At 63.2% G+C, this 23,719-nt stretch carries 30 protein-coding genes; 25 read left to right on the top strand and 5 right to left on the bottom strand.

Annotated elements, in window-relative coordinates; translation table 11 throughout:
* The first annotated feature begins 90 nt into the window (after positions 1-90).
* From eno to ispD, 3 genes are all read left to right on the top strand, one after another.
* A complete protein-coding gene (gene eno, locus KVG96_RS18985) occupies positions 91-1,380 on the top strand; it encodes a phosphopyruvate hydratase (RefSeq protein WP_085581411.1) in 1,290 nt (429 codons plus the stop codon).
* A gap of 169 nt (positions 1,381-1,549) precedes the next feature.
* Entirely contained in the window at positions 1,550-1,828 is a 279-nt protein-coding gene (ftsB, locus tag KVG96_RS18980) for a cell division protein FtsB (RefSeq protein WP_085581413.1), read from the top strand.
* The gene (ispD, locus tag KVG96_RS18975) at positions 1,825-2,532 is read left to right on the top strand and encodes a 2-C-methyl-D-erythritol 4-phosphate cytidylyltransferase (protein ID WP_217893444.1); all 708 of its coding nucleotides are present in this window, start codon (positions 1,825-1,827) and stop codon (positions 2,530-2,532) included. Before ftsB ends, ispD begins: the two co-directional genes overlap by 4 nt.
* Positions 2,533-2,674: 142 nt before the next feature.
* Here ispD and KVG96_RS18970 read toward each other — a convergent pair whose 3' ends face one another.
* Complete coding sequence (locus tag KVG96_RS18970; RefSeq protein ID WP_217893443.1) at positions 2,675-3,571, bottom strand: LysR substrate-binding domain-containing protein; 897 nt, start codon at positions 3,569-3,571, stop codon at positions 2,675-2,677.
* A 106-nt stretch (positions 3,572-3,677) separates the two neighbouring features.
* Between KVG96_RS18970 and KVG96_RS18965 the strand changes: the two genes are divergently transcribed.
* The 8 genes from KVG96_RS18965 (at position 3,678) to rpoS (ending at position 10,922) form a co-directional block, all read left to right on the top strand.
* A complete protein-coding gene (locus KVG96_RS18965) occupies positions 3,678-4,790 on the top strand; it encodes an S-(hydroxymethyl)glutathione dehydrogenase/class III alcohol dehydrogenase (protein WP_217893442.1) in 1,113 nt (370 codons plus the stop codon).
* A gap of 84 nt (positions 4,791-4,874) precedes the next feature.
* Complete coding sequence (gene fghA / locus KVG96_RS18960; protein WP_217893441.1) at positions 4,875-5,720, top strand: S-formylglutathione hydrolase; 846 nt, start codon at positions 4,875-4,877, stop codon at positions 5,718-5,720.
* A gap of 53 nt (positions 5,721-5,773) precedes the next feature.
* Positions 5,774-6,247: a 2-C-methyl-D-erythritol 2,4-cyclodiphosphate synthase gene (ispF, locus tag KVG96_RS18955; RefSeq protein ID WP_217893440.1), complete on the top strand. Its 474-nt coding sequence runs from the start codon at positions 5,774-5,776 to the stop codon at positions 6,245-6,247.
* Positions 6,244-7,302 (top strand): tRNA pseudouridine(13) synthase TruD, encoded by a 1,059-nt coding sequence (gene truD, locus KVG96_RS18950; protein WP_217893439.1) that lies wholly within the window; start codon positions 6,244-6,246, stop codon positions 7,300-7,302. Before ispF ends, truD begins: the two co-directional genes overlap by 4 nt.
* Positions 7,290-8,039, top strand: coding sequence for a 5'/3'-nucleotidase SurE (gene surE, locus KVG96_RS18945; RefSeq protein WP_217893438.1), 750 nt, complete (start codon positions 7,290-7,292; stop codon positions 8,037-8,039). Before truD ends, surE begins: the two co-directional genes overlap by 13 nt.
* 41 nt (positions 8,040-8,080) lie before the next feature.
* Positions 8,081-8,716: a protein-L-isoaspartate(D-aspartate) O-methyltransferase gene (locus tag KVG96_RS18940; protein ID WP_217894250.1), complete on the top strand. Its 636-nt coding sequence runs from the start codon at positions 8,081-8,083 to the stop codon at positions 8,714-8,716.
* A 211-nt stretch (positions 8,717-8,927) separates the two neighbouring features.
* The gene (locus KVG96_RS18935; protein WP_085581430.1) at positions 8,928-9,809 is read left to right on the top strand and encodes a peptidoglycan DD-metalloendopeptidase family protein; all 882 of its coding nucleotides are present in this window, start codon (positions 8,928-8,930) and stop codon (positions 9,807-9,809) included.
* Between the two features lie 105 nt (positions 9,810-9,914).
* Positions 9,915-10,922, top strand: a complete 1,008-nt coding sequence (gene rpoS / locus KVG96_RS18930) for an RNA polymerase sigma factor RpoS (RefSeq protein ID WP_085581432.1) — start codon at positions 9,915-9,917, stop codon at positions 10,920-10,922.
* 489 nt (positions 10,923-11,411) lie between these two features.
* On the opposite strand, the gene fdxA is transcribed toward rpoS, so the two are convergent.
* From fdxA to KVG96_RS18910, 4 genes are all read right to left on the bottom strand, one after another.
* On the bottom strand, positions 11,412-11,735 hold the full coding sequence (gene fdxA / locus KVG96_RS18925) for a ferredoxin FdxA (RefSeq protein ID WP_007924025.1): 324 nt from the start codon (positions 11,733-11,735) through the stop codon (positions 11,412-11,414).
* 163 nt (positions 11,736-11,898) lie between these two features.
* Positions 11,899-14,478 carry a DNA mismatch repair protein MutS gene (mutS, locus tag KVG96_RS18920; RefSeq protein ID WP_085581434.1) on the bottom strand — a complete coding sequence of 860 codons (2,580 nt, stop codon included), beginning with the start codon at positions 14,476-14,478 and terminating at the stop codon, positions 11,899-11,901.
* 192 nt (positions 14,479-14,670) lie between these two features.
* Positions 14,671-14,838 carry a hypothetical protein gene (locus KVG96_RS18915; RefSeq protein WP_217893437.1) on the bottom strand — a complete coding sequence of 56 codons (168 nt, stop codon included), beginning with the start codon at positions 14,836-14,838 and terminating at the stop codon, positions 14,671-14,673.
* A gap of 17 nt (positions 14,839-14,855) precedes the next feature.
* Positions 14,856-15,560: a zeta toxin family protein gene (locus KVG96_RS18910; protein ID WP_217894249.1), complete on the bottom strand. Its 705-nt coding sequence runs from the start codon at positions 15,558-15,560 to the stop codon at positions 14,856-14,858.
* Between the two features lie 207 nt (positions 15,561-15,767).
* On the opposite strand from KVG96_RS18910, the gene KVG96_RS18905 reads away from it, so the two are divergent.
* The 14 genes from KVG96_RS18905 to KVG96_RS18840 all read left to right on the top strand — a co-directional run bounded on the left by KVG96_RS18905 (position 15,768) and on the right by KVG96_RS18840 (position 23,719).
* On the top strand, positions 15,768-16,502 hold the full coding sequence (locus KVG96_RS18905; protein ID WP_217893436.1) for a LexA family transcriptional regulator: 735 nt from the start codon (positions 15,768-15,770) through the stop codon (positions 16,500-16,502).
* 521 nt (positions 16,503-17,023) lie between these two features.
* A complete protein-coding gene (locus tag KVG96_RS18900; protein ID WP_225927427.1) occupies positions 17,024-17,449 on the top strand; it encodes a tail fiber assembly protein in 426 nt (141 codons plus the stop codon).
* 59 nt (positions 17,450-17,508) lie between these two features.
* Positions 17,509-17,709 (top strand): Com family DNA-binding transcriptional regulator, encoded by a 201-nt coding sequence (locus KVG96_RS18895; protein WP_217894247.1) that lies wholly within the window; start codon positions 17,509-17,511, stop codon positions 17,707-17,709.
* A complete protein-coding gene (locus tag KVG96_RS18890) occupies positions 17,706-18,287 on the top strand; it encodes a DUF642 domain-containing protein (protein WP_217893435.1) in 582 nt (193 codons plus the stop codon). The genes KVG96_RS18895 and KVG96_RS18890 overlap by 4 nt, the downstream gene beginning before the upstream one ends.
* Before the next feature lie 83 nt (positions 18,288-18,370).
* Positions 18,371-18,709 carry a phage holin family protein gene (locus KVG96_RS18885; protein ID WP_085632075.1) on the top strand — a complete coding sequence of 113 codons (339 nt, stop codon included), beginning with the start codon at positions 18,371-18,373 and terminating at the stop codon, positions 18,707-18,709.
* 71 nt (positions 18,710-18,780) lie between these two features.
* A complete protein-coding gene (locus KVG96_RS18880; protein WP_217893434.1) occupies positions 18,781-19,302 on the top strand; it encodes a hypothetical protein in 522 nt (173 codons plus the stop codon).
* Between the two features lie 3 nt (positions 19,303-19,305).
* Positions 19,306-19,914 carry a phage baseplate assembly protein V gene (locus KVG96_RS18875; protein WP_217893433.1) on the top strand — a complete coding sequence of 203 codons (609 nt, stop codon included), beginning with the start codon at positions 19,306-19,308 and terminating at the stop codon, positions 19,912-19,914.
* A gap of 14 nt (positions 19,915-19,928) precedes the next feature.
* The gene (locus KVG96_RS18870) at positions 19,929-20,261 is read left to right on the top strand and encodes a phage baseplate protein (protein WP_085581448.1); all 333 of its coding nucleotides are present in this window, start codon (positions 19,929-19,931) and stop codon (positions 20,259-20,261) included.
* Entirely contained in the window at positions 20,258-21,253 is a 996-nt protein-coding gene (locus tag KVG96_RS18865; protein WP_217893432.1) for a baseplate J/gp47 family protein, read from the top strand. Before KVG96_RS18870 ends, KVG96_RS18865 begins: the two co-directional genes overlap by 4 nt.
* Positions 21,250-21,984 (top strand): phage tail protein I, encoded by a 735-nt coding sequence (locus tag KVG96_RS18860; protein ID WP_217893431.1) that lies wholly within the window; start codon positions 21,250-21,252, stop codon positions 21,982-21,984. The genes KVG96_RS18865 and KVG96_RS18860 overlap by 4 nt, the downstream gene beginning before the upstream one ends.
* On the top strand, positions 21,981-22,514 hold the full coding sequence (locus tag KVG96_RS18855; protein ID WP_217893430.1) for a phage tail protein: 534 nt from the start codon (positions 21,981-21,983) through the stop codon (positions 22,512-22,514). Before KVG96_RS18860 ends, KVG96_RS18855 begins: the two co-directional genes overlap by 4 nt.
* 49 nt (positions 22,515-22,563) lie before the next feature.
* On the top strand, positions 22,564-23,184 hold the full coding sequence (locus tag KVG96_RS18850; RefSeq protein ID WP_217893429.1) for a hypothetical protein: 621 nt from the start codon (positions 22,564-22,566) through the stop codon (positions 23,182-23,184).
* A gap of 9 nt (positions 23,185-23,193) precedes the next feature.
* Entirely contained in the window at positions 23,194-23,451 is a 258-nt protein-coding gene (locus KVG96_RS18845; RefSeq protein WP_225927426.1) for a tail fiber assembly protein, read from the top strand.
* A gap of 82 nt (positions 23,452-23,533) precedes the next feature.
* Positions 23,534-23,719 carry a hypothetical protein gene (locus KVG96_RS18840; protein ID WP_217893428.1) on the top strand — a complete coding sequence of 62 codons (186 nt, stop codon included), beginning with the start codon at positions 23,534-23,536 and terminating at the stop codon, positions 23,717-23,719.

The raw sequence follows: 23,719 nt of genomic DNA, 5'->3' as shown, positions 1-23,719 counted from the left end.
CTGCAAGACTGCCTGCTGCACACCCCTTGCCGACGGTCAAAGATTTCCTCTAGCTGCGTCGTTTTCGTCAACTTTGGAGTGTTTACAACAATGGCAAAAATCGTCGACATCAAAGGTCGTGAAGTTCTCGACTCCCGTGGCAACCCCACCGTGGAAGCGGACGTGCTTCTCGATAACGGCATCATCGGCAGCGCCTGCGCGCCGTCCGGTGCTTCCACTGGCTCGCGTGAGGCGCTCGAGCTGCGTGATGGCGACAAGAGCCGTTACCTGGGCAAGGGTGTGCTCAAGGCAGTTGCCAACATCAACGGTCCGATCCGCGAGCTGCTGCTGGGCAAAGACCCAAGCGACCAGAAAGCCCTGGACCTGGCGATGATCAAGCTGGACGGCACCGAAAACAAGGCGACCCTGGGCGCCAACGCCATCCTCGCCGTGTCCCTGGCCGCCGCCAAGGCTGCCGCCCAGGACCAGGACCTGCCGCTGTACGCGCACATCGCCAACCTGAACGGCACTCCGGGCGTCTACTCGATGCCGGTTCCGATGATGAACATCATCAACGGCGGCGAGCATGCCGACAACAACGTCGACATCCAGGAATTCATGGTGCAGCCGGTCGGCGCCAAGTCGTTCTCCGAAGGCCTGCGCATGGGCACCGAGATCTTCCACCACCTCAAAGCCGTGCTGAAGGCCCGTGGCCTGAACACCGCCGTGGGTGACGAAGGCGGTTTCGCGCCTAACCTGGCCTCCAACGAAGACGCGCTGTCGGCCATCGCCGAAGCCGTCGCCAACGCCGGCTACAAGCTGGGCACCGACGTGACCCTGGCCCTGGACTGCGCGGCGAGCGAGTTCTTCGAAGACGGCAAGTACAACCTGTCCGGCGAAGGCAAGTCCTTCGACGCCGCCGGTTTCGCCGACTACCTCAAAGGCCTGACCGAGCGCTTCCCGATCATCTCGATCGAAGACGGCCTGGACGAGTCCGACTGGGCTGGCTGGAAGATCCTGACCGACAAGATCGGCGACAAGGTGCAACTGGTCGGCGACGACCTGTTCGTGACCAACACCAAGATCCTGAAGGAAGGCATCGAGAAGAACATCGCCAACTCGATCCTGATCAAGTTCAACCAGATCGGCACCCTGACCGAAACCCTGGAAGCCATCCAGATGGCCAAGGCCGCCGGCTACACCGCCGTGATCTCGCACCGCTCCGGCGAAACCGAAGACTCGACCATCGCCGACCTGGCCGTGGGCACCTCGGCCGGCCAGATCAAGACCGGTTCCCTGTGCCGTTCCGACCGCGTCTCCAAGTACAACCAACTGCTGCGTATCGAAGAGCAGTTGAACGGCAAGGCCAAGTACAACGGTCGCGGCGAGTTCCGCGGCTGAGCCTTGAACGTAAAAGGACACCGGATTGTGTCGGAAAAGTCGTGACAGCGATGGATTTGCCACTAATCTGATGCCTTATCAGCACAAGCCTGGATCTTCCAGGCTTCGTGCTATCAGATGCTTCAACGTTTTGCGTGGCTGTCTTTTTTCACTGGATACCTGATATTCGATGCGCAGTCCCTATTGGTTGTTTCTCGTCCTGCTTCTGCTGCTGGCCGGTCTGCAATACCGCCTGTGGGTGGGTAACGGCAGCCTGGCGCAAGTGGCCGAGCTGACTCAGCAAATCGACGACCAGCGCGCCGAGAACGAGGCCTTGCTGGAGCGCAACCGGGTGATGGACGCCGAGGTCAGCGAGTTGAAGAAAGGCATGGAGACCGTTGAAGAGCGGGCCCGCCATGAGCTGGGCATGGTCAAGGACGGCGAAACCCTTTACCAGTTGGCCCAATGAGCGATTTTCTGCCGGCCTTCTGGGCCGTGATTCCTGCCGCGGGCATCGGTGCCCGTATGGCCGCAGACCGTCCCAAGCAGTACCTGCAACTGGGCGGGCGCACCATTCTCGAACACAGCCTCGGCTGTTTCCTCGATCACCCGAGCCTCAAGGGCCTGGTGGTCAGTCTTGCTGTCGATGATCCTTACTGGCCGGGCCTGGCCTGTGCTGGCGATACGCGCATTCAGCGGGTCGACGGCGGCGCCGAGCGTTCAGGTTCGGTGCTCAATGCCTTGCTGCACCTGCATGCCCAGGGCGCCAGCGATGACGACTGGGTGCTGGTGCACGATGCGGCGCGCCCCAACCTGAGCCGCAATGATCTGGACAAGCTGCTCGCCGAGCTGGCGCACGACCCGGTCGGCGGGTTGCTGGCGGTCCCGGCGCGGGACACCCTCAAGCGCGTCGACAAACAGGGGCGCGTGGTCGAAACCGTCGACCGCAGCGTGATCTGGCAGGCCTACACGCCGCAGATGTTCCGCCTCGGTGCATTGCACCGGGCGTTGGCCGACAGCCTGGTGGCGGATGCGGTGATCACCGACGAAGCCTCGGCGATGGAGTGGGCCGGCCTTGCGCCGCGCCTGATCGAAGGGCGGGCGGACAACCTCAAGGTGACCCGGCCGGAAGACCTGGAGTGGTTGCGCCAGCGTTGGGCGAACCGGCGCTGAGTGCAGGTGGTGTCTTTTAGATAGCCATCGCGGGCAAGCCCGCTCCCACGGGTCTTGTGCGCTCCACGGTCACTGTGGGAGCGGGCTTGCCCGCGATGGCGTCGGTGGGGGCGCCGCAGAATCTCGGGTGATCCACCCGTGTTCAGTTGCGGTACTCCGGCCGTTGCGCCAACCCTTCCTTGAGAAAGTCCACCAGCTTGCGCACCTTCGGCGACAGGTGCCGCTGCTGCGGGTACAGCGCCCACACCGCTGTGTTCGGCGGCTGATGGGTCTCCAGCAGCGAAATCAACGCGCCGCTGTGCAGATGCTCCAGCACGTAATAATCCGGCAACTGACACAGCCCCACCCCCTGCAGCGCCGCATCCAGCACCGCTTGCCCGCTGTTGCAGCGCCAGTTTCCCTGCACCCGCTGGGAGAACTCCCGCCCGTTCTGCTCCAGTTGCCAGATGTCCGAACTGCCGATCAGGCAATTGTGCCGGCTCAGCTCCGACAGGCTGTGGGGGCGGCCGTACCGTTCGAGGTAGGAGGGCGATGCGCACAGGTACATGCGCCGTGGCGCCAGCCGGGTGGCGACCAGCCGCGAATCCTGCAGGCGGCCCAGGCGGATCGCCAGGTCGAGGCCTTCGTGAACCAGGTCGAGCTGGCGGTTGGTCAACTCGATGTCGACCCGCAGTTGCGGATAGTGCCCCATGAACCGGGTCACCAGCGGCACGATGAAGCGTTCGCCGTAGGCCACGGCGCAGGTCATGCGCAGCATGCCTTTGGGTTCGCTGGCCAGGTCGCCGACGGCACGCAGCGCTTCTTCGCGGCCGTCCTGCAAACGCTGGCAATGCTGCAGGAACGTCTGTCCCGCCTCGGTCAGCGTCACCCGCCGCGTGCTGCGGTAGAGCAAGCGGGTCTGCAGGCGTTCTTCCAGCCGCGCGATCTGGCGGCTGATGTGGGAAGAGGAAACGCCCAGGCGTTCGGCCGCGGCGGTGAACTGGCTGCATTCGGCCACGGCGACGAATTCGTCGATGCCTTCCCAGCGGTTTTCGGACATCAGATTATCCCTGTGCAGCAATAATGTTTTGCTTTCGTCCGGATTATTCACTGCCCGGTCGTGGATTACACTCCTTGTCTCGTTTTAATTCACTGGGAGAGTCAGGATGATCAAGTCGCGCGCCGCCGTAGCCTTCGGGGCCAAGAAGCCGCTGGAAATCGTTGAAGTCGATGTCGCCATGCCGAAGGCCGGCGAGGTGCTGCTTCGCGTGGTGGCCACCGGGGTGTGCCACACCGACGCCTACACCCTGTCCGGTGCCGACCCGGAAGGGATCTTCCCGTCGATCCTCGGCCACGAAGGCGGCGCGATCGTCGAAGCCGTCGGCGAAGGCGTGACGTCGGTGGCGGTGGGCGACCACGTGATTCCGCTGTACACCCCGGAATGCGGCCAATGCAAATTCTGCAAGTCGGGCAAGACCAACCTGTGTCAGGCCATTCGCGCCACCCAGGGCAAAGGCCTGATGCCGGACGGCACTTCGCGCTTTTCCTACAAGGGCGAAACGATTTTCCACTACATGGGCACCTCGACGTTCTCCGAGTACACCGTGCTGCCGGAAATCTCCGTGGCCAAGATCTCCAAGGACGCGCCGCTGGAGAAGGTCTGCCTGCTCGGTTGCGGCGTCACCACCGGGATCGGTGCGGTGATCAACACCGCCAAGGTCCGGCCGGGCGACACCGTGGCCATCTTCGGCCTGGGTGGCATCGGCCTGTCGGCGGTGATCGGCGCGGTGAAGGCCAAGGCTTCGCGGATCATCGCCATCGACATCAACCCGGCCAAGTTCGAGATCGCCAAGCAACTGGGCGCCACCGATTGCGTGAACCCGAAAGACTTCGATCGTCCGATCCAGGAAGTGATCGTCGACATGACCGACGGCGGCGTGGACTTCTCCTTCGAATGCATCGGCAACGTGCAACTGATGCGCGCCGCGCTGGAGTGCTGCCACAAGGGCTGGGGCGAGTCGGTGATCATCGGCGTGGCCGGTGCCGGCCAGGAAATCGCCACCCGTCCGTTCCAGCTGGTGACCGGCCGCGTCTGGCGCGGTTCGGCGTTCGGCGGCGTGCGCGGGCGCAGCGAGCTGCCGAGCTACGTCGACATGGCCCAGAGCGGCGAAATCCCGCTGGACACCTTCATCACCCACACCATGGGCCTGGAAGACATCAACAAGGCCTTCGACCTGATGCACGAAGGCAAGAGCATCCGCACCGTCATTCATTTTTGAAGCAGCCGCAAGCCTCAAGCCTCAAGCGGCAAGCACCTGAATGCTTGCTGCTTGAAACTTGCGGCTTGGGACTGGGAGCCTCCCATGACTTTGGAAAACATCTCCTGTCAGAAAAGTTTCGGCGGCTGGCACAAGCGCTACCGGCACCGCTCCGACGTGCTGGGCTGCGACATGGTGTTCGCCGTCTACCTGCCGCCGCAGGCGGAGCAGGGCGGCAAGCTGCCAGTGCTGTACTGGTTGTCGGGGCTGACCTGCACCGACGAGAACTTCATGCAGAAGGCCGGCGCGATGCGCATGGCCGCCGAGCTCGGCCTGATCATCGTGGCGCCGGACACCAGCCCGCGCGGCGCCGAGGTGCCGGGCGATCCGGACGGGGCGTGGGATTTCGGCCTCGGCGCCGGGTTCTACGTCAATGCCACCCAGGAGCCTTGGTCCCGACACTATCGGATGCATGACTACGTCGTGCAGGAATTGCCTTCGCTGGTCGAGGCGCATTTCCCGGCGTCGGACAAGCGCAGCCTCAGTGGCCACTCCATGGGCGGTCACGGTGCGCTGGTGTGTGCCTTGCGCAATCCGGGGCGTTACCGCTCGGTGTCGGCGTTTTCGCCGATCAGCAATCCGATGGACTGCCCGTGGGGCCAGAAGGCGTTCTCCCGCTACCTCGGGGAAGACCGTTCGAAGTGGCGCGAGTGGGATGCCTGTGCGCTGATCGCCGAGGCCGAAGAACAGCTGCCGTTGCTGGTCGACCAGGGCGACCGCGATGATTTCCTGGCCAACCAGCTCAAGCCGGAGGCCCTGCAGCAGGCGGCAAAACAAGCGGGACATCCGCTGACGTTGCGCCTGCAACCGGGTTACGACCACAGCTATTTCTTCATCTCAAGCTTCATCGACGACCACTTGCGACATCACGCACGCGCGCTAAGCGCCTAATGCCCGTCAAAGCAGGTAGAATCACGCCCTGACCAAAATCGGGGCGTTTTTTTATGCGTATTGGCCACGGCTACGATGTTCACCGTTTCGCTGAAGGCGATTTCATTACTCTGGGCGGCGTGCGGATCGCACACGGCTTCGGGCTGCTCGCCCACTCCGACGGTGACGTCCTGCTGCACGCCTTGAGCGACGCCTTGCTCGGCGCTGCGGCGCTGGGCGACATCGGCAAGCATTTCCCCGACACCGACCCGCAGTTCAAGGGCGCCGACAGCCGCGCGCTGCTGCGCCACGTGGTCGGCCTGATCCATGCCAAGGGCTGGAAGGTCGGCAACGTCGACAACACCATCGTGGCCCAGGCCCCGAAAATGGCACCCCACATCGAAACGATGCGCGCCCTGATCGCCGCCGACCTCCAGGTGGAGCCCGACCAGGTCAACGTGAAGGCCACCACCACCGAGAAGCTCGGCTTCGTCGGTCGTGAAGAAGGCATCGCCGTCCATTCCGTCGCGTTGTTGCTGCGCGCATGAACGAACTGCAATTGCTCGGCCCGCGGGCCCACGGCGACGCGCTCGGCACCGCGGTGCTCAAGGCCGTCGCCGAAGACTTCCAGGTCGATGAAGTGCTCGACATCCCGTTCACCGGCGACGGCGAGCACCTGTGGATCTGGGTGGAAAAGCGCGGCCTGAACACCGAAGAGGCCGCGCGCCGGATTGCCAAGGCCGCCGGCGTGCCGTTGCGCACGGTGAGCTATGCCGGGCTCAAGGACCGTCAGGCCCTGACCCGCCAGTGGTTCAGCGTGCAGTTGCCGGGCAAGGCCGATCCGGACCTGTCGGCGGCGGAAAACGACACGCTGAAGATCCTCAAGACCACCCGCCACAAGCGCAAGCTGCAGCGCGGCGCGCACTCGGCCAACGGCTTCACCCTGCGCCTGACGCAGCTCGCCGGCGACAAGGCGGCCCTTGAGGAGCGCCTGCAACGCATCGCCGCACAGGGCATCCCGAACTACTTCGGCGCCCAGCGTTTCGGCCATGACGGCGGCAATGTGGCCGATGCCCGTTCCTGGGCTGCGCGCAAGGCATTGCCGGAGCAGCGCAACGTGCGCTCGCGGCTGCTGTCGGCGGCGCGCAGCTTCCTGTTCAACCAGGTGCTGGCGGCGCGGGTCGCCGACGGCTCCTGGCAGCGCGCCCAGGTCGGCGACCTTTTGGCGTTCACCGACAGCCGCAGCTTTTTCCCGGCCGGTGAAGCCGAATGCAGCGATCCGCGCCTGGCGATTCTCGACCTGCATCCGACCGGCCCCCAGTGGGGCGAAGGTGACTCGCCGGCGGCCGGCGCAGTCCATGATCTGGAGCAGGGGATCGCCGCGCGCGAAGCGGACCTGCGCGATTGGTTGATTCACGCCGGCATGAGCCACGAACGTCGCATCCTGCGACTGCCCATTGGCGGGTTGACGTGGCATTATCCCGAGCCTGACATTCTGCAACTGGAATTCGTCCTCCCGGCCGGATGCTTCGCCACCGCATTGGTGCGCGAACTCGTTGATCTGGTGCCGGTGGGGCAGACGGACAGCCCATGCGTATTCTGATTTCTAACGACGATGGGGTAACCGCACCCGGTCTCGCCGCGCTGTATGGTGCGCTGGCGGATTACACCGAATGCGTGGTTATCGCCCCGGAGCAGGACAAGAGCGGCGCCAGCAGTTCGCTGACGCTCGACCGTCCGCTGCATCCGCAATACCTGGCCAACGGCTTCATCGGCCTCAACGGCACGCCGACCGATTGCGTGCACCTGGGGCTCAACGGTTTGCTGGAGCGCGAGCCGGACATGGTGGTCTCGGGCATCAACCTGGGCGCCAACCTGGGCGATGACGTGCTGTATTCCGGGACGGTGGCGGCGGCCCTCGAGGGGCGTTTCCTCGACCGCCCTTCGTTTGCCTTCTCGCTGGTGTCGCGGCAGGTGGAAAACCTGCCCACGGCCGCCCATTTCGCGCGCAAACTGGTGGAGGCCCATGCCGGGCTCGACCTGCCGCCGCGCACGGTGCTGAACGTGAACATCCCTAACCTTCCGATCGAGCGCATCCGCGGCGTCCAGTTGACGCGCCTGGGGCATCGCGCCCGTGCGGCGGCGCCGATGAAGGTGGTCGATCCGCGCGGCCGGGCCGGCTACTGGATCGCCGCCGCCGGCGACGCCGAGGACGGCGGCCCGGGCACCGACTTCCATGCGGTGATGCAGGGTTATGTGTCCATCACGCCGCTGCAGCTCGATCGCACGTTCAACGATGCATTCAGAAGCCTGGACGGCTGGCTGGAGGGGCTGAACTGATGGCTCGCGAACAAGACGACAGGCTGCGCAGCGGCATCGGCATGACCTCCCAGCGCACCCGTGAGCGCCTGATCCAGCGCCTGTACGAAGAAGGGGTGTCCAACGCCAGCGTGCTGGAAGTGATCCGCCGCACGCCGCGCCACCTGTTCGTCGATGAGGCGCTGGCGCACCGCGCCTACGAAGACACCGCGTTGCCGATCGGCAACAACCAGACCATTTCCCAGCCTTATATGGTGGCGCGCATGAGCGAGCTGCTGCTGGAGGCGGGGCCGCTGGACAAGGTGCTGGAGATCGGAACCGGTTCCGGCTACCAGACGGCGGTGCTGTCGCAGCTGGTGGAGCGGGTGTTCTCGGTCGAGCGGATCAAGGTCCTGCAGGACCGGGCCAAGGAGCGTCTGGTCGAGCTGAACCTGCGCAACGTGGTGTTCCGTTGGGGCGATGGCTGGGAAGGCTGGTCGGCGCTGGCACCGTACAACGGCATCATCGTCACGGCGGTGGCCACCGATGTGCCCCAGGCCTTGCTCGACCAATTGGCGCCGGGCGGTCGGATGGTGATACCGGTCGGTTCGGGGGAAGTGCAGCAACTGATGCTGATCGTGCGTGAAGAGCACGGCTTTTCCCGGCACGTCCTGGGGGCGGTCCGTTTCGTGCCTTTGCTCAATGGACCGTTGGCCTGAGCATCTTTTTCGAGGCGCTGAATTCCTGTCGTCCGGCCCGGTCTTACACCGGCGGCGATTGCGTAAACGCTGCCGATCGCCATCGGGCAAACGTGTGCGCGACGGCAGTTCGCTTCATTAAAGGTAAAGCGGCTGCGGCCCGTTATACTTGCGACACTTCACGCCGGAGTCCGGCATTTCATTTTTTCAGCCACCAAGAAGGGAGCGGCGGGTGAGTCTCACAGTCATTGCGCAGCGTATGGGTAACACGAGCTTTCAGCGCCTGGTGACTGGCCTTGTCTTGAGCACCTTGCTGGTCGGTTGCTCCAGCACCAAATCGAACAATGTGCGGGTCGTCGACCGCAACGGCGCCGCGCCCCAGCGTCCTGTCGTCACGACCGGGCAGTATGTGGTCCGTCCGGGCGATACCCTGTTTTCGATCGCTTTCCGCTACGGCTGGGACTACAAAGCCCTCGCCGCCCGGAACAACATTCCTACGCCTTACACGATCCATCCGGGTCAGACGATTCGCTTCGACGGCCGCACCGGTTCAACGCCGGCCGCCGTCGTGGCCGGCAGCGGTTCAACGCCTTCCTCGTCGAGCAAAACCACGGTAATCCGGCGCCAGGCGAATGGCACGACGACCACCACAACCACGGGTTCCGGGGCCGCTTCCACGGCGGTCGTACCGTCCGTCGCCAGCAAATCCGCACCCGCTCCGCTGCCGCCTCCGGGCCCGGCCCCGACCGGCTGGGGATGGCCATCTAATGGCATTCTCATTGGCAAATTCTCTTCAAACGGTAGTTTGAATAAAGGAATTGATATCGCCGGAGATTTGGGACAGCCTGTTTTAGCTGCGTCTGATGGGACGGTGGTTTACGCCGGGAGTGGCTTAAGGGGCTACGGCGAACTGGTCATCATCAAACACAGCGAAACCTACGTCAGCGCCTACGGCCACAACCGCAGGCTTTTGGTACGGGAGGGGCAGCAGGTCAAGGTCGGACAGACAATTGCCGAAATGGGGTCAACGGGTACAGACCGGGTGAAACTGCATTTTGAGATTCGCCGACAAGGTAAACCTGTGGATCCGCTGCAGTTCCTGCCACGACGTTGATTTGAAGCCAGCCTGTTCCGTCGCGTAGAGGGGACAGGCTCCAGCGCTGCCAAGGATAGAGGCGTCGCTTGAGCTTGGGGTCGAACTCACCAAAGGACTATAACAATGGCTCTCAGTAAAGAAGTGCCGGAGTTTGACATCGACGATGAGGTTCTCCTGATGGAGGCCGCCATCGATACGGATTCGATGTCGAATGATGAAGGGGCAGCTCCACCTTCCGTTCGTGCCAAATCCAAACACTCCGCTTCACTTAAGCAACACAAGTACATCGACTACACGCGGGCGCTCGATGCCACGCAGCTGTATCTCAACGAAATCGGCTTTTCCCCCTTGCTCTCCCCGGAAGAAGAAGTTCATTTTGCGCGCCTGTCGCAAAGTGGCGATCCGGCCGGGCGCAAGCGCATGATTGAAAGTAACCTGCGGCTGGTGGTGAAGATCGCCCGGCGTTACGTCAATCGGGGGCTGTCGCTGCTGGATCTGATCGAAGAGGGCAACCTCGGGCTGATCCGGGCGGTGGAAAAGTTCGATCCCGAGCGCGGCTTCCGCTTCTCGACCTACGCGACCTGGTGGATCCGCCAGACCATCGAACGCGCGATCATGAACCAGACCCGGACCATCCGGCTGCCGATTCATGTGGTCAAGGAGCTCAACGTGTACCTGCGGGCCGCACGGGAGCTGACGCAAAAGCTCGACCACGAACCCTCACCCGAAGAAATCGCCAACCTGCTGGAAAAACCGGTGGGCGAGGTCAAGCGCATGCTGGGCCTGAACGAGCGGGTTTCTTCGGTCGACGTCTCGCTGGGGCCGGATTCGGACAAAACCCTGCTGGACACCCTGACGGACGACCGTCCGACCGATCCGTGCGAACTGCTGCAGGACGATGACCTGTCGCAGAGCATCGATCAATGGCTCTCGGAACTGACCGACAAGCAGCGCGAGGTGGTGGTGCGCCGCTTCGGGCTTCGCGGCCACGAGAGCAGCACGCTGGAGGATGTAGGCCTGGAGATCGGCCTGACCCGGGAACGGGTGAGGCAAATCCAGGTGGAAGGCCTCAAGCGCCTTCGGGAGATCCTCGAGAAGAACGGCCTGTCGAGCGAGTCGCTGTTTCAATAAGCGCCTTGCCTGACCGCCCACAAAAAGCCCCGACTGGATCGGGGCTTTTTGTTGTCTGCCGTGAAGCTCCCTCACCACCAGGCTCTTCGCTCCGAAGTTTGTAGTCTCGCGTTGTAAGCCTTGGCTGACAGTTTCGTAAGTGTTCACTATTTTTACACTTCCGTAGACGTCCATTCGGCGCAATGCAATTTCATAACTGTTTGATTTTATTGGTTATTTATAAAGATGAAGGCCTTATGACAAACCGTTTTGCGGTCGAGTGCCGATTGCTCTCGCCGGGGAACTCTTTAGTATCTGGGTTGTGTCGACGGATAGACACGCCCTTCAGGGAAGAGGGGAATGGACATCGCAGGACGCGATTCATCAGGACGATGAAAAGGATCACAGGGAATAGGGAAAAAATGTGGGCGGGTCAAACCGCCCCTTTTTTTCGCCTGCAGAAAAGCAAAAAGGCCCGCAAGGGGCCTTTTCCGTCGAGCGCGGAACGGATCAGCGTTCGAGGTCTTTGATCTTGCCTTTGACGCCATCCCACTCTTCGGCGTCCGGCAGCGAATCCTTCTTCTCGGTGATGTTCGGCCAGATCTCGGCCAGCTCGACGTTCAGCTGAATGAACTCTTGCATCTCTTCCGGCACTTCGTCCTCGGAGAAAATGGCCACGGCCGGGCATTCCGGTTCGCACAGGGCGCAGTCGATGCACTCGTCCGGGTGGATCACCAGGAAGTTCGGGCCTTCGTAGAAGCAGTCCACCGGACAGACTTCTACGCAGTCGGTGTACTTGCACTTGATGCAGTTGTCGGTGACGACGAAGGTCATTTCTAATTTTCTCCTCAGGCGGCGGCAGCGTTGCCCCTTCACGGTTGGGGTCGCCAGGTTCGGGAGCGATGTCTGCCGGCCAGGCTATTAGCCAGCAGCATCCCGAACCGCGCGAGATTCTACCAGCTTGAAGCCGTTTGCGTTATATCCGCTTCTTCAGTGCTTATATCCGGTTCTTTAAGGTATAGAGCATTTCGAGCGCACGGCGCGGGGTCAGGTCGTCCAGGTCCAGTTTGGCCAATTCGTCCAGCACCGGGTGCGGCAGGCTGGCGAACAGGTCGCTCTGCATCGGTGCGGCCGGCTTGCCCTTGACCGGTGCCGGTTGCTCGTGGGGCAGGCTGGTGGTCTCCAGGCGGCCCAGGTGTTCGCGGGCGCGGGCGATCACTTCGCTCGGCACCCCGGCCAGTTGCGCAACGGCCAGGCCGTAGCTCTGGCTCGCCGGCCCCGGCAGCACGTGGTGCAGGAACACGATGCGTTCGTTGTGCTCGGTGGCGTTGAGGTGCACGTTGGCCACCAGCGGCTGGGCCTCCGGCAGCACGGTCAGTTCGAAGTAGTGGGTGGCGAACAGCGTGTAGGCGCGCAGGTGCGCCAGGCGCTCGGCCGCCGCCCAGGCCAGGGACAGGCCGTCGAAGGTGCTGGTGCCGCGGCCGACTTCGTCCATCAGCACCAGGCTGCGGTCGGTGGCGTTGTGCAGGATGTTGGCGGTTTCGCTCATTTCCACCATGAAGGTCGAGCGCCCGCCCGCCAGGTCGTCGCTGGAGCCGATCCGGGTGAAGATCCGGTCCACCAGCGACAGTTCGCAGCTGGCCGCCGGCACGAAGCTGCCGATGTGCGCCAGCAGCACGATCAATGCCGTTTGCCGCATATAGGTGGATTTACCGCCCATGTTCGGGCCGGTGATCACCAGCATCCGGGTGTTGTCGTCCAGGCTCAGGTCGTTGGCCACGAACGGCGTGGTCAGCACCTGCTCGACCACCGGGTGACGGCCCTGGACGATGCGCATGCACGGTTCGCTGACGAACGTCGGGCAGTTCAGGTCCAGGTTGAGCGCGCGCTCGGCAAGGTTGCTCAGCACATCGAGTTCGGCCAGCGCCGAAGCGGTGTCCTGCAGCGGCGGCAGCCGGCCGATCAGGTCTTCCAGCAGCGCCTCGTAGAGCATTTTTTCCCGGGCCAGGGCCCGGCTCTTGGCCGACAGCGCCTTGTCTTCGAACGCTTTGAGCTCAGGCGTGATGAAACGCTCGGCGCCCTTGAGGGTCTGGCGCCGGATGTAGTCGGCCGGCGCGGATTCGGCCTGCTTGCTCGGCAGCTCGATGAAGTAGCCGTGGATGCGGTTGTAGCCGACCTTCAGGTTGGCAAGGCCGGTGCGGGCCTTTTCCCGGGCTTCCAGGTCGATGAGGAACTGGCCGGCGTTTTCGCTCAGCGATTGCAGCTCGTCCAGTTCGCTGTCGTAGCCGGTCTTGAGCACGCCGCCGTCGCGGATCACCGCCGGCGGGTTGTCGATGATGGCTTTCTCCAGCAGCGCCGCCAGTTCCGGGTAGGTGCCGGCGGTGGCGGCCAGGCGCGCCAGGTGCGGGGCTTCCAGATCGGCCATCGCGGTCTGCAGTTCCGGCAGGGCCCCCAAGGCGTCGCGCAGGCGGGCGAGGTCACGGGGCCGCGCGTTGCGCAGGCCGATCCGCGCCAGGATCCGTTCGATGTCGCCGATTTCCTTGAGCTGCGGTTGCAGGCGTTCGAAGCGGTAGCGGTCGAGCAGGCAACTGATGGAGGTCTGGCGCGCCAGCAGGACGGTGAGGTCGCGCAATGGACGGTTCAGCCAGCGGGTCAGCAGGCGGCTGCCCATGGCGGTCTGGCAACGGTCGACCACCGATTGCAGGGTGTTGTCGCGACCGCCGGCCAGGTTGGTGTCCAGTTCCAGGTTGCGCCGGCTTGCGCCGTCCAGCACCACGGTGTCGTCCAGGCGCTCATGGCGCAGGCTGCGCAGGTGGGGCAGGGCGGTGCGCTGGGTTTCCTTGGCGTAGGCCAGCAGGCAGCCGGCGGCGCCGATGGCCAGGGTCAGGTTTTCGCAGCCGAAGCCTTTCAGGTCCTGGGTGGAGAATTGCTGGCAGAGGCTTTTGAGCGCCGAGTCACGTTCGAAATCCCACGGGGCGCGACGGCGCACGCCACGGCGTTTTTCCGCCGGCAGGTCCTTCGGCCAGTCATCCGGGATCAACAGCTCCACCGGGTTGACCCGCTCCAGTTCCGCCAGCAGGTTTTCCCAGCCCTTGATCTCCAGCACGCTGAAGTTGCCGCTGGTGATGTCCAGCACCGCCAGGCCGAACAGACGCTCGTCGCCCAGCACGGCCGCGATCAGGTTGTCGCGGCGCTCGTCCAGCAGCGCTTCGTCGCTGACCGTGCCGGGGGTGATGATCCGCACCACCTGACGTTCCACCGGGCCCTTGCTGGTGGCCGGATCGCCGATCTGTTCGCAGATCACCACCGATTCGCCCAGCTTCACCAGCTTCGCCAGGTAGCCTTCCGCCGCGTGGAACGGGATCCCGCACATCGGAATCGCCTGCCCCGCCGACTGCCCGCGGGCGGTCAGGGTGATGTCCAGCAGCTTGGCCGCCTTCTTCGCGTCCTCGTAGAAGATCTCGTAGAAGTCGCCCATGCGGTAGAACATCAGCTGATCCGGGTGCTGGTTCTTCAGGCGCCAGTACTGCTGCATCATCGGGGTATGGGAGGACAGGTCGGAGACGGCTTTATTCATCGGATTGTCAGGCAACTCGTTCAAAGGAGTGGGGCAAAAGCGGGGCGTCGGCCAGGCTTTTCCGCGATGGGCGCAAGGTTACCATGGGCGGTCCGTCGGGCGCAGGAGAACGGTCGACCGGCAATCTTCGCACCGATGGAAAATGAAAAGCCCGACACTGGGTCGGGCTTCAATCGGCGGGGTGCTGACGATTCAGGCTCTGTTGGTCTCGGCTTGCATCATCACAAGGTTCTGCTGTTTGGTCGCTTCGGTGAGAACTTCACCATAGACGCGTTTTTTCTGTTCGGACTTCGCATTGCGGATAAAGTCGGCAAACGCGCTTTTGGCCCCTTTGGCGGCGCCTGGCCTGATGGACGTCATGAATGCGCTCCTGAAGGTCACCCGAGCTTGGCCTCAAGATCGGTTCGTGTGTATCGCTCAGGGATATGGTAGTCAATTTTATCGACACCAGCCTTGTAAAGCCGCCCCGAGTTGTCGATGTGCTTGAGCAGCAGGTCGACGTGGATATCGGATCCGAACTCTAGCTTAAGTGCGTTCACTACGTCACGCGCCGCAAAATACTGATCGATGAAATGCTCCTTGCGGATCCTTCTTCCTTCGGCCTCCTCGCGTGCCTTCACAAATTCCCAAGCCAGGAACGGATTTTGATAAACATACAGAATCTGCACAAACCGCTCCCTTCTCAATGATCTCGAGACGTTTTTCCTGGCTACATCGAGGTTGGAGAACGTGCCGTCGAGCAGGAACGACTGTCGTTGATCAATGGCGAAATCGAGAACCTTTTCGACCAGAACCGATACTCCGCGTTGGAACAGCCAGGCGTTTCCTCCCGTGTAACCTGAGAATTCGTTGCGTAGCTCATCCGGATCGACTCTCAAGATTTTCGTGTCTGCGAACAGGTTGATGAGTGCGATGGACGCTTCGGTTTTGCCTGCGCCGGGGGAGCCCGCCATGAATACCGATACAGGCGCTTCCTCCGGCAGAAACACGGTTTTGTCAGTGAGGCGTTTAGCGATCGCCTTTTTGTTTGAACGGGCAAAACTCAGCGCTTGAACTGAAATCCTTTGCTCATCAGGCGTCATCGGGTATTGCGCCGGATCAGGAACATTCACCATAAGACTCCTTTCTGGAGGGTGTCATGCCGTTCAGGCTAGCCGTTCATGTCGTGCTCATCCGGGATCCGCGCCAAGAGAAATGAGACGAGATGTTTGGTCTAGAATTGTGCGCCATGCACGAAATATGCAAATCAGCATTTGTCTTCGCCGAATTCTTCAAGCACTATGCGCGTTATGCAAAAACGCAACGTATCTACCGTATTAAGAGCACTGCTCGACCGGCACGGGATCTCCCCCACGGAGCTTCACCGTCGCACCGGCGTGCCTCAATCCACTCTCTCGCGGATCCTCAGCGGGAAGATCGTCGATCCTTCGGACAAGCACATCTCGAAGATCGCCGAATACTTCGCCGTGAGCACCGATCAGTTGCGCGGGCGCGCCGACATTGCGCCGGCGGCTGCCGGCGCGCGCCATGACGTGCATGCGGAACTCAAGGACATAAGCCTGTGGGACGACGACACCCCCGTCGATGACGACGAGGTGTCGGTGCCCTTTCTTCGTGAGGTTGAATTGGCTGCAGGATCAGGAAGATTCGTCGTGGAAGAGAGCGAACGCTCAAGCCTGCGCTTCGGCAAGCGCAGCCTGCGTCACAACGGTGTGCAGTTCGACCAGGCCAAATGCGTGACGGTGCGCGGCAACAGCATGTTGCCGGTGCTGCGCGACGGCGCCACCGTCGGCGTCAACGCCGGCAAGTGCGGTATCGGCGACATCGTCGACGGCGATCTCTACGCCATCAACCACAATGGCCAGCTGCGGGTGAAGCAGCTCTATCGCCTGCCCACCGGCATCCGCCTGCGCAGCTTCAACCGTGACGAGCATCCGGACGAGGACTACAGCTTCCAGGAGATCCAGGAAGAGCAGATCGTCATCATCGGTCACGTATTCTGGTGGGGCATGTACGCCCGATAGCCCCACCCCTGTCAGACAGAACCCGCCCCTCGGCGGGTTTTTTTTCGCCTGTCGAAAACGACCGAAGCCTTGAGCGGCGGGGCTTTCATGCGTTCGTGCATTTGCCGTGCATAAATAAATGCACTTTTGCATTGACTGGATATGCACGAGTGCATATTCTTGCCACCAAGCCGCTCGACAAAGCGGCTGGCAAGACCGCTCTTTAGTTCCACAAGAACAGGCAGCGATGAACCGGCCTCAACGGTTCAGAGGGTTGGCAACTGACCCGGGTGTGCAGCGTAAAGCACCAAGAGCAGTTATCCGGCGGGCAGGGACCGCGGCCGGAGGAACAATTTGAACGGACTCGTACCGCGCCAGCAGCGCCGAAAAGTCAGCTTCCTTTCGGTTCAAGGGAATGAAAGGAAGGCAAAGGAGTGCATTGCTGAAAGGCCCGGCCTGGCGCCGGGCCTTTTGGAATGCCTGCCTTGTGCAGATAGAAAGACGAACGCCGAAGTGTCGGCAATCCATCAAGGAAGTGAGCGATGAGCCTGAAAAAGTATGCCCGGGTGGTCGAGGGCAAGGTCGACAACATTTTTGAGACCGTCAACCCGATCACCGAAGAGTTTCCGGCCGGCCAGCTCTGGGTCGACATCACCGGCACCGTGAACTCGCAGGTCGATTACGGCTACAACGCCGTCAACACCGACGGGGTCTGGAGCTTCAACTCGGGGTTCCCGTGGCCGCAATCGGTGCTGGGCGAGCAAATGCGCAACGAGAAAGTCCGCCGGCTCGACAACGTCATGGCCAGCGTCGCCTCCTCGGGCTTGCAGTTCAAGGTCGACCTGGGCGTGGCCACCGCGGCCGAACAGGCCTACCTGACGGCCTTCAAGGAATACTGCGTCGCGTTCGGCCAGGTCAACAAGCAGCCGGGCTTTCCGGTGACCATCGCTTGGCCGCAACTGCCGTAAGGCGTGGCGCCGCACCGGCGACAAGGAAGGATCCAGCCCATGAATAAGGCCCGTTGCAGATGTTGAAAGATTGCAGATGCGGACACTGCAACAGGCTGCTTGCCCGCATGGGCCAGTGTGCCGAGCTCCAGATCAAATGTTCCCGATGCGGGACGCTGAATCATGTGAGGGCCGCGAGCCCCGAGCCATCGCCCGTGAGCGACATGAAGGCTGCCCAGGCAGCTCAACCCCCTCATCCCACTCGACAGGTGAACACATGAACGTTCTGAAAAAATACATCGCACCGCTGATCGTCACCGCCGCGCTGTTCGGCGCCGCAGGTAACGTGGCGGCGGCCAACCTTCTGGTCAACGGCAGCTTCGAACAGCCGGGCTGCAGCGGCAGCTGCATTCTGGACACTCCGGCAAAGGCCAACTTCATCACCGGCTGGACCACGTTCCTGTCCGGCGCCGAGTACTTCAACATGCCGGCCTCCATCGGCGGTTCCGCTGCGGCGGACGGCGTGGTGATCGTCGACCTGGCCAACTATGTCTACGGCAACGGCGGCGGCATTCAGCAGAACTTCGCCACCACCCCCGGCGCCAAGTACCGCCTGACCTTCAGCGCCGGCAACTCTCGCTTCGCCAGCCGCTCCGGCAGCGGCGTCGTGCAGGTCAAGGTGGCCGGGCAGACCGTCAGCTTCGACACGCCGGTCGCCAAAGGCGTCGCGGTCGAATGGAACACCGTCACCTACGACTTCACCGCCACCACCGCGCAAACGACGCTGGCCTTCTTCAACGAGCAGAACCCTTACGCCAACTATGCCTTCATCGACAACGTCATCGTTGAACGCCTGTAATCCCGGATCGGCGCATCCACCCGAGGCCGTGCCCGGCACCGGCGGTTTCCCCCCCATCCATCAACGCACCCTGGAGGCGTGACATGACGAACGAGCAACAAGCGTTGGCGGACATGCCGATCTGGCTGGTCATCCTCCTGGCCGTCGTCGGCGGGGTGTCCGGCGAGATGTGGCGCGCCGACAAGGAAGGCGCCCGGGGCTGGGCGCTGCTGCGCCGGCTGGCCTTGCGCTCCGGCGCGTGCATGATCTGCGGGGTCTCCGCGATCATGCTGCTGTACGCCGCCGGCCTGTCGATCTGGGCCGCCGGCGCGTTCGGCTGCCTGACGGCCATGGCCGGCGCGGACGTCGCCATCGGCCTGTACGAACGCTGGGCCGCCAAGCGCATGGGCCTGAGCGAAGCGCCGCCGCACGATCCGCAGTAACCCTTCACATTCTGTCCTCGCTGCCGTCGGGCGGCGGGGTTGGGTGTGGACATTCGAAAAGGAGGTCATGCATGCCTGCACCGATCCAGCAGCCTTCGCAGCTGTTCACGGCGATGGCGACAACCTTGCGCAACGCCGCCGGCCTCGATGTGCAGGTCGGCGCCCACCCCGAATTCACCACCCCGGGCGACAAGGCCTGGGTGCTGATCGACATCGAACGCAACGGCCCGGGCGAGCGGGCGGCCGACGGGCGCATCGCCCATGTGCTGACGCTGTCGCTGCAAGTCGTCCCGGCGCTTTCCGCCAGTGCGTTCGCCGCTTGCGACCTGATCGCCGCGCTGAAGAACCTGGCCACCGACAACCGCTGGGGCTTGCCCGGCGACCAATGCGACCGGCCCTCGAACCTCGACGGCGTGCCGTCGCTGCTGGTGCGGGACGGGCAGTCCCACAAGGCCTGGACGCTGTCGTTCATCCAGACCCTCTACCTCGGCCCGACCTTGCTCGACGATCCGCTCGGCACCCCGAAATTCGCCCGCACCTGGGAAGTCAGCGACATCGACGACCCTGACCAATACACCTCGCTGGAGGCTTGAGCCGTGTTCGATGCGCTGATACGCATGCAACTGGGGCCGATCATCGAGCGGCTGGCCGAGATGGAAGCGGAAGTCGAAGACCTGCACCGCCGCGCCGAAAGCTTCTGCCGCATCGGCGTGTGCCAGGAAGTGGATGCCGCCGGCAACACCTGCCGGGTCAGCCACGGCGGATTGCTGACGCCGTCCATCAAGTTCTTCAACCCCAGCGCCGGGGCGCAGAGCGAGTCGCGGATCCCGACGCCGGGCGAGCAATGCCTGCTGTTGAACTACGGCAGCGGCGAAAGCGGCGCGCAGAGCGTGGCGCTGTTCGGCTTGAACAGCGACCGGTTTCCGCCTGCCTCCACGGTGCCGACGCTGACCCGTCGGGTGCACGGGGACGGCAGCGAAAGCGGCTATGACGACGCCACCCACACCCTGCATTGGCAGAACGGCCCGGCCGCGTTCAAAGGCTCCCGCGAAGCGCTGGAGCTGAGCATCGGCCCGGCGCGCCTGGCGATGACCACGCAGGCGATCAACCTGCAACTGGGCGCCACCGGCCTGACGATCGATGCGGCGGGCGTGCACTTCAGCGGCCCGCTGGTGGATCACCAGGGCCGCGTCATCAGCCCCTGACCCGAGAGCCTTCCATGATCGGAATCGATAGAGACACCGGGGCCACGGTCGACGACTGGCTGCAGTTCGTGCAGCGCGCGACCCGGGCCCTGACCACGCCGCTGGGCACACGGCAGAAACGGCCCTTGTACGGCTCCCTGATCCCCACCTTGCTGGGCCGGAACCTGGGCGACGACGTCCTGCTCCTGGCCCAGAGCCATGCGGCCCAGGCGTTCTACAACCCGCAGAACGGCATCGGCGACTTCCAGCCGCAGGTGATCGTCGCCACACGCCAGGGCGCGGGGCTGCTGCTGCGTTTCGCCGGCACCTGGAAAAACCGCCAACAGACTTTCGAGGTCGTGACATGAGCATGCTGATCCCCGGCCAGAACCAGTTGGCTGAACCTGCGCTGATCGCCATCGACGCGTTCGAGGATTTGCTCGCCGAGTTCAAGGCGTTCGTCGTCGACTACGTCGGCGCCCGCGCCCCGCAAAGCATAGAGAAACTCAAGGCCAGCCTGGAGAACGAAAGCGAGCTGCTGACCCTGGCCCTCGAAGCCTTTTGCGTGCGCCTGCAGACCCATGAGCGCAAGTACAACGCCCGCATCAAGCAGATGCTGGCGTGGTGGGCCACCGGCAGCAACCTGGACGCGCGGCTGGCCGACATGGGCCTGGAGCGCCAGCTGCTCGATCCGGGCGATCCGGCGGCGTTCCCGCCGGTGCCACCGGTGTACGAAAGCGACGACGACGCCCGCCTGCGCTACTACCTGGCGCCCCATGCGCCGGCGGCGGGTTCGCGGATGCAGTACCGCCGCGAAGTGTTCACCCTCGGCGAGCGGCCGACGGTGAAGGTGGCGTCCACCGACGCCGGCGTGGTGAACGTCACCTACACCTTTGCCCCGGACGGCCTCGCCGCCCAGGTCAAGGACGGCAACGGCCGGCGCACCGCGCCCGGCGAAGTGCAGGTCACCGTGCTGGCGCGGGAGGGCGACGGCACGCCGTCCGCCGCGTTGCTCGACGGGGTGCGCAAGCACTTCGCCCGGCCTGACGTTTGCCCGGAGACCGATAAGGTCACCGTGCGCGGCGCCGACATCCAGCGCTACAAAATCCGCGTGGTGGCCAAGATCAACTCAGGCCCCGATTCGGGCCTGACCCAGGTCGCCGCCGAGCAGCACCTGCAAGCCTACGCCGACAGTTGTCACCGCCTGGAAGGGCGGGTCGATCCGAGCTGGATCGACTACACGCTGCACAGCGCCGGCGCCGTGCAACTGCAGATCCTCGAACCGCTGGCGCCCATCGTCACCACCGCGTTCCAGGCACCGTACTGCACGGCGGTCGAGGTCGAGGTGCAGACGCTATGAGCGATCAAACGCAGCGCCCGACGCTGCTGCCGGCCAACGCTTCGCCGCTTGAGCGCGGGCTGGACCTGGGCTTCGGCGCCTTGCTCGACCGCATCGCGCCGCCGTTTCCCGAGCTGATGGATCCGACGCAGACGCCAGTGGCGTTTCTGCCGTATCTGGCGGCGGATCGCGGGGTGAGTGAATGGAGCCCTCAGGCCAACGAAGCCGAGAAGCGCCTGACGATCTCTTTGTCCTGGCAGATACAGCGTCAGGCAGGAACCGGTCAGGCCTTGAGCCATGCCGTGGAGTCATTGGGTTTCACGCCCAATGTCACGGCCTGGCATCAGCAGCGGCCGACGGGCGTGCCTTACACCTTCGACGTGCAGGCCATCGTCGGCAGGGACTGGTCGAGCGGTGACCACAATCGCCTGATCCAGCGGATCAACGCGGCCAAAAGCGAGCGTGACGGGGCCACCATCACCATTGTCCATGCCACCGCGGGCGGCCTGCGGACAGCGGCGGGGGCCGATCCCGGCCTTAGCGTCAGCGAAGACAGTCGGCCCGCCACGTTGCCGGATGTGCCGCTGGCCGCTTTCCTGGTCTCCAGCGGGGCGGCGTGGGCGCCGTTGTCCGACGCGGAACTGCGTCTTGGCGCGACCCTGCCGACGCTGGTGCTGGGAGCCAATTTAGCCGGCGCCGGGGCGACCCGGCGCTACACCATCAATGATTACGACCTCAAGGCGCAGCCATGACAGACAACCTAACGCGCCTGGTTCACTTCACATCGGCCGGACTGAATGAAGTGTTGCAGGCGAAGAACCAAGGCTTGAAGGGCCAAATCACCCACATCGGCGCCGGTACGGGCCGTTATGACCCGAACGGCTCGGAAACCGCGCTTCGTGACGAGCGCCAACGGGTGGAGATTGTCGATTACGAGGATCTGGGATCCGGACAGCTCAGAATGGGGGCACTGTTCAGCGGCCCGGACGAATACGAGATCGGAGAATTCGGTTTCTATCTCGCCAGCGGCACGCTCCTGGCGGTCTATTCCGTCGCGGGCAAGCTGCTGACCTACAAGGCGGGAGCCGCCCGCGTACTGCAGAAATTCACGCTCGACATCTCTCCGTTGCCGGCCAACAGCGTGACCGTGGTGGTCGGCGCCGAGAACCTCAACATCCTGCTCAGCGAAGAGTTCACGGCTCTGGCGTGCGCTGACATCGACAACATGGTGCGCCATGTCGACTTGATGTTCCGCGTGATGGCGCTTGAGTCCGCCAAGTGATTGTGCGGATGCGCAGTCAGTACATTTTGAAAACACAGGGATTTGAATCGTGAGTCTAGAAACCACTGTTGCAGCGTTGGTCACAGCGGCCAACAACTTGACCACTGTGGTCAACGGCAAGATCGGCAGCATCAACAGCACCATGGCCGACGCATTGAACCAGTTCAATGAGTGGCGCAACCAGAAGGATGTGGAAGGGGATCCGGCGGCATTGGGCACCATCCGTCGGAATGTCCTGCAAGGGTTCGTCTCCGGCACCGGCGGACTGCAGGGCGTCGGCGCCGTAGGCAGTTTCACCTCGACGGATCTGGGCACCACCGCCAACGTCTACATGCATTTCAAGACGCCGTTGAACATCAACGTCAACTCGGAAATGTTCTGGTTCAACATCAAGGGCTACAGCTACGGAACCGCCAAGATCATCGAGGAGACGCTGGTCGGCTACTGCTACCAACCGACCCGCACCCTCCAGAACGTTTCGACGTTCGGCAACATGACGCCTTCGGTCTATGTCGACACGAACGGCAACATCGTCATGCGGATCCTGCTTCCCAGCATCTACTACACCACGGTCCGCATCGACACCATGCGGGTAGGTAACGGACGGCTGTTCAATCTGGGCGACCTGAAGCCCAAGCTGTCTTTGGCCGAAACCGTAGTCTTCAGTTAAGGAACCGACATGTCTGACGCATCTGTAAGCAACAATTCCGAAGTGGGCCTGGCGGCCCCCATGCCCGAAATCGAGTGGGCGGCCATTCGCACCCGTCGTGATCAACTTCTGCAGGCAACCGATTTCACCCAGTTGCCGGACTTTCCGATCAGCGCCGACCAATTGGCGCAAGTGACGGCTTACCGCAAGGCGCTGCGGGACATTCCGCAAGCCATAGAGCAGCCTTCGCAGGTGCTCTGGCCCGAAAAGCCGTCCTTCATCAGTTGAGTCCCGACCGCGAAAGCGGTTTTTTTTCGCCTGCCTCAAGCCCCTCCCCGCAGGGGCTTTCCCGTTTATGGAGAAACGAAAAATGGCAACCCGCCAAACCTACACCGTGCTCGTCCCGTTCCCCACCGGGGGCGGTCACTGGTCGAGCGTCGGCCAAGAGTTCGACCTGCTCGACGTCGAGGCCAGCGCGCTGCACACCGCCGGCCGGCTTGAGCTGAAGACCCCAACCACCCAGGCCAAGAAGGCCGCTGCCAAGAAGGCTGACTGA

It is taken from the genome of Pseudomonas ekonensis (assembly GCF_019145435.1).
GTDB lineage: Bacteria > Pseudomonadota > Gammaproteobacteria > Pseudomonadales > Pseudomonadaceae > Aquipseudomonas > Aquipseudomonas ekonensis.
The sequence above is the reverse complement of the archived record's forward strand: the minus strand, read 5'-3'. Positions and strand labels throughout refer to the sequence as shown.